Origin of the sequence: Flavobacterium zepuense, assembly GCF_007097145.1 — a bacterium.
In the GTDB taxonomy this organism is placed as follows: domain Bacteria; phylum Bacteroidota; class Bacteroidia; order Flavobacteriales; family Flavobacteriaceae; genus Flavobacterium; species Flavobacterium zepuense.
In genome coordinates this window covers 1-8212 of sequence record NZ_VJVZ01000025.1, presented here as the reverse complement: position 1 = coordinate 8212, position 8212 = coordinate 1, and the positions used below count along the sequence as shown (strand labels likewise).

The following is an 8212-nucleotide window of genomic DNA, read 5'->3' as shown; positions in this document are numbered from 1 at the left end:
GGGATTGCAATGGAAATCCTTTTCGATACGAAAAGATTGGAGTGAAAAGCCCGGACCGCTTAGCGGGAATGTCCTAATAAAATGCCTTATATCATTCGTAATCCGAATCCCATAAGGCATTTATTATTTAAGATTAACCTATGCGAAGTGTATCGCGCAGGAGTTTACTTACCTACCATATCGTTGTACTGGCCTGAAGTAAGTAAATTGTTTATTTCTGACTGGTTTTTTATTTCAATCCTGATTAGCCAGGCCGTCCCAAAAGGGTCGGTATTAACCAATTCCGGCTTTTGCACCAGGGCTTCGTTGACTTCTATTACCTTACCCGCCACTGGCATAAAAAGGTCACTTGTAGTCTTAACAGCTTCCACAGACCCAAATACTTCGTCAGCTGCGAATGACTGGCCTACATTGGGCAATTCAACATACACGATCTCACCCAGTTCACTTTGCGCAAATTCGGTAATGCCAATTATGGCGGTGTTACCTTCTACCTTTAGCCAGGTATGCTCTTTTGAATACAACAGGTTTTCGGAAAATTCCATATTTGCTTTATTTTAGTTTGCATTTAGTAACCTTGATGCCAGCTCGTCCGGCAATGGGCTGTCAAAAATTGCCTGCATCGCCTTCTCAACATCATAAGGCACCCGCCTGAATTCTACGTGTACGGCTTGGGGATCACTTAGGCCACAATCTTCATCTATCGACAGCAGGACATAGCATCCGTGCGGGTTACCATCTTTGGGCTTACCAACAGAGCCGATATTGATTACATGCTTAACTTTATCAGCATCACGCAAGACCCGATGGTAAGGTTTGTGGGAGTGTCCAACACATAAAACGTCCGCTTTTGCCTCACGCATCATTTCAAGGATATAGTTTTCATCAAGCTCTTCCAGAACATATTCGTTTATACTCCGCGTGCTGCCGTGCGCCATTACTATAGTAATGTTTTGATCGTGCAAGCGGTATTCCAGTTTAATATGGGCAGGTAACGTGCTTAGGAAAGCTCGGTTATCCGGAGCAACCAATTCGTAGGCATATTCATTTGTTCTTAAGTCATGGTTGCCGGCAAGGGTGGCGATGCCGCGCCTGCGGACTTCGGCTATTACTTCATTAGGCCATATATTGTATCCTATCAGATCGCCCAGGCAATATACCGCGTCAAGCTTCTCACGGTCAAGGTCTGAAAGGAAAGCTTCAAATGCCGGATGGTTCGCGTGTACGTCTGAGAATAGTGCTATTTTCATCTTATCCGTTTCGTAGCATGTCGGCATATTCATTGGGCAGCGGGCTGCCCTCAACTGCTTTTGCCGCTTTTTCGATGTCGTAATCAAAACGCACAAATTCTACCCAGATGCTGTCCTTGTCTTTAACCGAACTGCCTTCGCTGATATGCAGTAATACATAACCACCGCGCGGGTCTTTGTCTTTGGGCTTGCCAACGGAACCAATGTTAATGGCATGGCGGTAATGTGTATCGGCCAAAATGGCTTCAGCGGGAAGTACCCTGTGGTAGGGCTGGTGTGTGTGTCCAAAGCACAGTACATCTGCATCAGCCTGTTCCATAATGCGCATGAGGCTTTTTTCGTCCCGGTCTTCAAAAAGGTATTCATTTACCTTACGGGGGCTGCCGTGCACCAAAAGTACGTTCAGTTTATCGCTGTTTAGCTGGAACTCTAAACGGATGTGCGCCGGAAGCGTGCGCAGGTAGGCCCGTTGCTCATCTTTAACTATCTCGTTGGTGTAAGCAATGGATATTTTACCCATTGCTTTTTCCTCGTCTGTCTTGTATGCACAGCCACAGTCGTCGCTTGACCGGCCAATGCCAAAGTCATAGTTACCGGCAATAGTGGGGATGCCCCGCCTGCGGATCTCATCAATTACTTCGTTGGGCCAGATGTTATAGCCCACCAGGTCACCAAGGCAATAGATGGCATCCGGCTTTTTTGCTTCCACATCGGCGAAGAAGGCTTCGAGGGCTGGTAGGTTGGAATGTATGTCGGAAAAAAGAGCGATTTTCATTATTCAGTTGTATTAAGTTTTTTAGAGGTGTAGTATTTTTTACGGAAGTAAAACGCAAGGTTCACCAAGGCGATCAGTGCCGGTACTTCGACCAGCGGACCGATGACACCTGCAAAGGCTTCGCCGGAATTGATGCCAAAGACACCGATTGCAACCGCGATAGCAAGTTCAAAGTTGTTACCCGTAGCAGTAAATGCTATGGAGGTGCTTTTGGAATAGTCAGCGCCAAAGGACTTTCCGATAAAGAAACTCAGCACGAACATGATGGCGAAATAAATGACAAGCGGTATGGCAATGCGCACTACATCAAAAGGGATCTGAACGATCAGGTTACCTTTCAGGCTGAACATGACCACGATAGTAAACAGCAGGGCAATTAGGGTTATCGGGGAAATAAACGGCACATATTGGTTTTGGAACCAATCTTCGCCTTTTAACTTGATCAGTACATAACGGCTGATAAACCCAGCCGCGAACGGTATGCCGAGGTAAATGCCGACACTTTTTGCGATTTCCCCAATGGTTATATCGACAGCCAGGCCTTCCAGCCCGAAAAGTGGCGGCAATACCGTAATAAACAGGTACGCATAGACACTGTAGAGCAGCACCTGAAAGATACTGTTCAAGGCAATAAGTCCCGCCGCATATTCGCGGTTGCCTTCCGCCAGTTCGTTCCACACGACTACCATGGCAATACAGCGGGCTAAGCCGATAAGTATCAAGCCTACCATATAATCCGGATGGTCACGCAAAAGGGTGATGGCAAGCACAAACATTAAGATCGGACCGATAATCCAGTTGAGGATAAGGGATGCACTTAAAACCTTGGTATCTTTAAAAACCTCACCCATATTTTCATATTTTACTTTGGCGAGAGGCGGGTACATCATCAGGATCAAACCAATAGCTAAGGGGATATTAGTTGTCCCACTCGAAAACGAATTGATAAAACCTGCGGATGAAGGGATGAAATAACCCACACCCACACCAATGGCCATAGCCAAAAAGATCCAGAGGGTGAGGTAGCGGTCGAGAAAACCTAACTTTTTACGTTCGGCCACGGGGGCACAGTTGTTTGCTGACATAATTGTTTTGTGTCTTAATAATTAATTGCAACAGTCCGGGCCGCAGCAGGCTTTAGCTTCAACAGGCTTCTCTGCATAAACGGTAATGCTGAATATACCGGCTTCCTTGCTTTGGTATTGCGCCACTTCTTCGTCAGATAAATGATCTTTCAGGATATCAGCAGGTATATCGATCACTTTTTCTTTTTGTATGCTGATGTTCTGAAAGCCATTTTGCTTTATCAGTTCGAGATAAGCCTGTTTTTGAATGGCACCCGATACACAACCGGCATACATTTCAGCACTATGGCGCAAGCCATCCGGCAGGTTGCCAATCAGTACAACATCGGAAATACTAAAATGCCCGCCGGGCTTCAATACCCTGAAGATATCTTTTATCACCGCATCTTTATTCGGCACCAAGTTCAGTACACAGTTGCTGACGGCCACATCAGCAACATTGTCGCTTACCGGCATATTTTCGATATCACCAAAACGGAACTCTACATTATTAAAGCCCAGTTTTTCGGCATTAGTGCGTGCCTTATCAATCATGGCTTGCGTAAAATCAATACCGATCACTTTTCCTGTTTCGCCTGTCTCCGCCCTTGCTATAAAGGCATCATTACCTGCTCCTGAACCCAGGTCGATTACAACATCACCTTTTTTTATTTTTGCGAACTGTGTAGGCAGGCCACAACCCAAGCCTAAGTCGGCATCAGCATTGTATCCCTCCATTTGCGAGTAATCATCACTCATGATGTTATATACTTCGGTGCTACAGCCTGTGGCCCCACAGCATGAGGCTTGGTTGTCTTCCTTATCCTGTAAAGCGATCTCACTGTATTTTTGCCTTACCAGTTCTTTCAGGTCTTTTTCAGATGTTTCCATGATATTACTTTTTATTGTATGATTGCAATATTGCGATTGATTTAAGCAAATTTTTTTAACAGCAGTTATTGGGGTCCTTATAAGATGCGAACAGGTTGCTGATTTCCTTCTGCAATGCTGCCCAGGCTGTCGGTTCAATACAATAGCACACGCTAACGCCTTCAATTGTTCCTTGTATCAGCCCCGCATTTTTCAGTTCCTTCAAATGCTGTGAAATAGTCGGCTGGGCTAAACCCAGTTCTTCCACAAGGTCACCGCAGATACAGGCCTTTGCCGCTATAATGTATTGCAGGATAGCGATCCTTGCAGGGTGCGCGATAGCCTTAAGCTGGATGGCCAGCTTGTTTTGCTCGTCTGTGAAAATTTCTGTTTTAGTTAGTCCCATATATATTGCAATATTACGATTAATATTTTAACGGCAACATTTATATCAAAAAAATATAATTATGTTTTTTCAGCGATAGATTTATGCAAAATGTAAATTTTGATAAAAATTTTGCAATGCAATTTTTATCTCACTTCGGTAACTTTACGCAGAATACTACTGCATAAGTTATGGATACCTTAGCATACTAAGAATGTTCTATCGCCTTTTTGACGAAATTTGAAAAATAGGGGGTTTTCCTTAACCTTAGCACATTATTAATCATATCCATCCAACGTTCTTTCGCCAGTTATTAAACTCCCTGTCAAAAGGGTGCAGGTTCTGGCCTGCCTTATGCACGACAATGAGGTCTTCATCGTGCGCCCTAAGTCGCAATGCTTCGCGCAGGCGTACCATTTCTGCCTTATCTTCGACCGGGTACATGCCACGGTCGTCAAACTGGGTACCATACTTCTGCGGCCTTCCTTCAAAATAGCATATCCTGTCATATAAGTACGCCTGGTTTTGCGGGCTTACATTATCACCTGCCTCTATGATAAGTGTGTAGCACCTTTTCATCAAAGCCGGTTCACTGATTGCATGCTGCACAATAAGCCATGCTGCTTCACTGGCTTGTTTGCCCACTTTTGAGGTTGTAGGATACCCGATAGCGTCAATGATCTCTTCCAGCCGTGCCGCATTGATTTTGTGAACCCGTTCCATATCGGGATTATAGCCCGGTGTAAGCTTACCTTCGTTTATAAGCTTTTCCCGATCATGCAGGTCGTGCTGCGCCATTTCTATCAATTCATTAGAAATATGTGTATTCATAGAAAAAGATTGATAAGTAGTGTAAATTCGAACATTCTCGACAAATAGCGGCAAAGGTGCAGCACTTCGATGATAAACATGGAAATAATGCCCCAAACGCCTTGATACAGTAAACAATTAAAGCATACCCATGTGGGTGCGGTTTTTGCTTACAGCCTTACTCAAAAGATATTGGGCGTGTTGCTTTTAAGACAATAGATTCATCTTTTAGGCTCGCTTCGTTTATCACGTAAAATTTATACTTTCCCATATTTTTGATTTGCAACGTATCAAAAAATACAGCAGCTACACCATATTTATTGATAAATTCAAGCGTGATTACAGCATCCTTATGTTGGGCAAAAAATAACCGGCTTTCAACAGTAATATTATTTTTCATGAAGTACGGGGATGTGTCATTCTGGGTGTTTAGATGAATTTGCCGCCCGCCTGAAGGTTCAGATAAAGTATAACCCTGCGCACCATATTTTTTATTACCCGCGCCACTAAAAGTAAACGTCTTGTATTCTTTACTTATACTGCCATCAGTTTCCGGCAGGACCAGGTAGATGGTGTCCTGATGTTTAAGGGTTTCTAATTCCTGTGAAAAGGCCGTTAAGGAAAACAGCAGCAATAAAACAGGGAGATACTTCATTAGGATTAGTTTTTTAAATCGAAAATAATCAAAAAAGCCATGCATAACAGGGTTATACCAAGATATTTCTTATAAGCTTTAAATATTAATAAAAGCCTCCCAACACTCGCTGCGGGAGGCTTTAACCTAAACCTTATCACACAGGGCTTGGTGCCCTGAATTACGAATATGCGTAAAATACGTCAGAATTAAAAATCGTCGTCTGCAAAACGGATCTTCCGGCGTAGGCGGGTAAAGAGGTAATCGTTGAGCATATTAAAGTAAATACCCTCAAACTGCGATTCCCTGCTTTCGGAGATACCGGCATTGCTCAATGCGACCTCCAGTAATATTCGGGATTGCAGGCTTTCTTCAATACCAACCATAGCGCCAAACATATCCTCATCGTTACTGCACAAGCGCAGCTCACGGTAGGTCCGGAAAGGGGCTATATCAACATGCATTTCTTCGCGGAAGATCTCTCCCAACTGGTCTTCGGCTTCCGGGTTGTCGCTATTGCCTGATATCATGGTAACCATTGCCATAAATCCCATGAAGCTTTCTTTTGTGCCCTGCCAGTTGACCTTCCAAAAGTCAGGGTTGCCCAATTGCTCCCTGAGTTCACTTGGCATCTCTAACCTTGAGGCGATCTTTTCCAGCGCTTGGTAGATTAATTCATCCGTTTCCATAGTCTCATTTTCCAGCCGCGCCATTAATACGGGGAGGGAAAATACGCTTCCAATATCGCCCAGTATTACAGCGATCGTCTCAATATCCCAGAAATTATCGGTGCGCCGCAGGACTTCCAGTAAAAACAGTTCGCCTTCTATTCCCGGTGCTGCCCGCAGCGCCTTAAGGGCTGAGGTGCGTTCTAAAAAGTCACCCTTTCGGACACATTGTTTTATGGGTTCAATGTTGGTACCGTCCGGCAACAGCAAGGGTTCAATATGGCTTAGCAATAGATCCCTTGTAATCCGGTCGGGGTCTTCCAAACCTTTAAGCAGGCAATTGGCTATGGCAAGGTCCGGCTTATCAGGGATTATCCGTTCCAAGACCAGCCGGGCAATGGAGCGTTTAAATAGGTCTTTTTCTGTTTCGATGAACCGGCAAAGCGCAGGCAGGTAGCTTAGGTAATCTTCGCGGTCCACAGCCCGGAAATTGCTGTCAAGCGAAAAAGGCGGCTCGCCGGGCAATACATTTCCCTTTAAAAGTTCAGTGATATAATGGTGGATGTCTGTCATTACGCAGGATTTTAGATGAGCAGATACCGTAAATTTATTGAATTATAGTGAATTTTTAGCTCATGAAATAAAAATTGAAGCACTTTTTACAGTGTCGGGTATCGTGGAGGCAGTATTAAACTTCCTGCGGTTGCAAATAATGGATGATGTTAATAAAAAGTTAAGTGCGGAAAATCCGTAATCACTGGATTCTTTAAACGACTACCTTTCATGTAGTTAACAAATAAATTCCAACTATCATGAAAATTTTACTAGCAATTGTGTTACTTGTGACGCTGTCTTCGTTTAGCCTGGGCACTAACCATTCAAAAAGCACAAATGAAGTCAATGTCACTGCCTATCGTGCAACGAATGACAATGGTACCCCAACCATCCTGACCGATGATGTGCATGCCTATTTTAACACACTGGCCTGCATTAATGCTTTCATTGCATCACATCCGGGCTATGTTAAAAATGGCAAAGTTTCTGTGCCGGAAGAGTGGGTACTGACCTGCATTTAATTTTGACAACTTTACTAAAGAAGGCTACCCGTTTAACTGGTAGCCTTTTTTATATTGGTTTGTGCTTCAGGTGAGAATAGTCGATAGCCATGTGAAAGTTTAAAAGCGCAACGATCCGTTACAATAGCGTCCCATCCCCTAAATATTTATCAAGGTGCTCGCCCTGCTTGAAAGGTAACTTGCCGACGATCTTATTGGATAAGGCATCGTAGCGCACTTCCACGTAAAAGTCATTGATACTGTAGAGCTGGTAATGTATTCTTTCAAAAATGATATTATCGATGTGTACACCAAGTAGCCAAACAGCCTGGTATTGTTGTTCATCATTAAGCAAAAGAAAATCGTACAGTTTCATTAAGGCAGGCAATTAGGATTACACAGGATATTTAAAATACTGAATGTTTTATTTTTCAAGTAATTTTAGGGTCAGGGGGTCGAACAGCCCAGCGAAATATCTGATCAGCACCTCGTTAAAAACGGGATCGGCACCTTTAACCTGGGCAAACAAGGTCATGGACGAGCGGAGTTTCAAATCATCCGGCGAACCAAAAATTTCATTAGCGGTCCTGCCTTCAACGGTCATTACGGCGCGTGATATTTCTATTAGGTTCTTGCCAAGCACAGGATGCTTTAGGTAATCAGTGGCCTCTGCAAGGCCTTCAATGGCATAGTAAATTGAA

At 43.9% G+C, this 8212-nt stretch carries 12 protein-coding genes; 1 reads left to right on the top strand and 11 read right to left on the bottom strand.

The genetic code is table 11. From position 1 onward, the window contains the following. Positions 1 to 164: 164 nt before the first annotated feature. From gcvH to FMM05_RS20730, 9 genes are all read right to left on the bottom strand, one after another. Entirely contained in the window at positions 165 to 545 is a 381-nt protein-coding gene (gene gcvH / locus FMM05_RS20770) for a glycine cleavage system protein GcvH (protein ID WP_143375348.1), read from the bottom strand. 12 nt (positions 546 to 557) lie between these two features. After that, the gene (locus FMM05_RS20765) at positions 558 to 1277 is read right to left on the bottom strand and encodes a metallophosphoesterase family protein (RefSeq protein WP_235894440.1); all 720 of its coding nucleotides are present in this window, start codon (positions 1275 to 1277) and stop codon (positions 558 to 560) included. Beyond that, entirely contained in the window at positions 1252 to 2025 is a 774-nt protein-coding gene (locus tag FMM05_RS20760) for a metallophosphoesterase family protein (RefSeq protein ID WP_143375347.1), read from the bottom strand. The genes FMM05_RS20765 and FMM05_RS20760 overlap by 26 nt, the downstream gene beginning before the upstream one ends. Next, positions 2025 to 3110, bottom strand: coding sequence for an ACR3 family arsenite efflux transporter (arsB, locus tag FMM05_RS20755; protein WP_143375346.1), 1086 nt, complete (start codon positions 3108 to 3110; stop codon positions 2025 to 2027). The genes FMM05_RS20760 and arsB overlap by 1 nt, the downstream gene beginning before the upstream one ends. 21 nt (positions 3111 to 3131) lie before the next feature. Continuing rightward, entirely contained in the window at positions 3132 to 3980 is an 849-nt protein-coding gene (locus FMM05_RS20750) for an arsenite methyltransferase (RefSeq protein ID WP_143375345.1), read from the bottom strand. 55 nt (positions 3981 to 4035) lie between these two features. Further along, positions 4036 to 4365, bottom strand: coding sequence for an ArsR/SmtB family transcription factor (locus tag FMM05_RS20745; RefSeq protein WP_143375344.1), 330 nt, complete (start codon positions 4363 to 4365; stop codon positions 4036 to 4038). Positions 4366 to 4626: 261 nt separating this feature from the next. Next, complete coding sequence (locus FMM05_RS20740) at positions 4627 to 5175, bottom strand: DUF6624 domain-containing protein (RefSeq protein WP_143375343.1); 549 nt, start codon at positions 5173 to 5175, stop codon at positions 4627 to 4629. 157 nt (positions 5176 to 5332) lie between these two features. After that, a complete protein-coding gene (locus FMM05_RS20735) occupies positions 5333 to 5809 on the bottom strand; it encodes a hypothetical protein (protein WP_143375342.1) in 477 nt (158 codons plus the stop codon). Positions 5810 to 5997: 188 nt separating this feature from the next. Then, a complete protein-coding gene (locus FMM05_RS20730) occupies positions 5998 to 7029 on the bottom strand; it encodes a hypothetical protein (protein WP_143375341.1) in 1032 nt (343 codons plus the stop codon). 239 nt (positions 7030 to 7268) lie between these two features. On the opposite strand from FMM05_RS20730, the gene FMM05_RS20725 reads away from it, so the two are divergent. Beyond that, positions 7269 to 7532, top strand: a complete 264-nt coding sequence (locus FMM05_RS20725; protein WP_143375340.1) for a hypothetical protein — start codon at positions 7269 to 7271, stop codon at positions 7530 to 7532. Between the two features lie 118 nt (positions 7533 to 7650). Here FMM05_RS20725 and FMM05_RS20720 read toward each other — a convergent pair whose 3' ends face one another. Beyond that, complete coding sequence (locus tag FMM05_RS20720; protein ID WP_143375339.1) at positions 7651 to 7887, bottom strand: hypothetical protein; 237 nt, start codon at positions 7885 to 7887, stop codon at positions 7651 to 7653. Between the two features lie 48 nt (positions 7888 to 7935). Further along, positions 7936 to 8212: DUF1810 family protein (locus FMM05_RS20715; RefSeq protein ID WP_143375338.1), on the bottom strand; the 277-nt coding region annotated here is incomplete at its 5' end.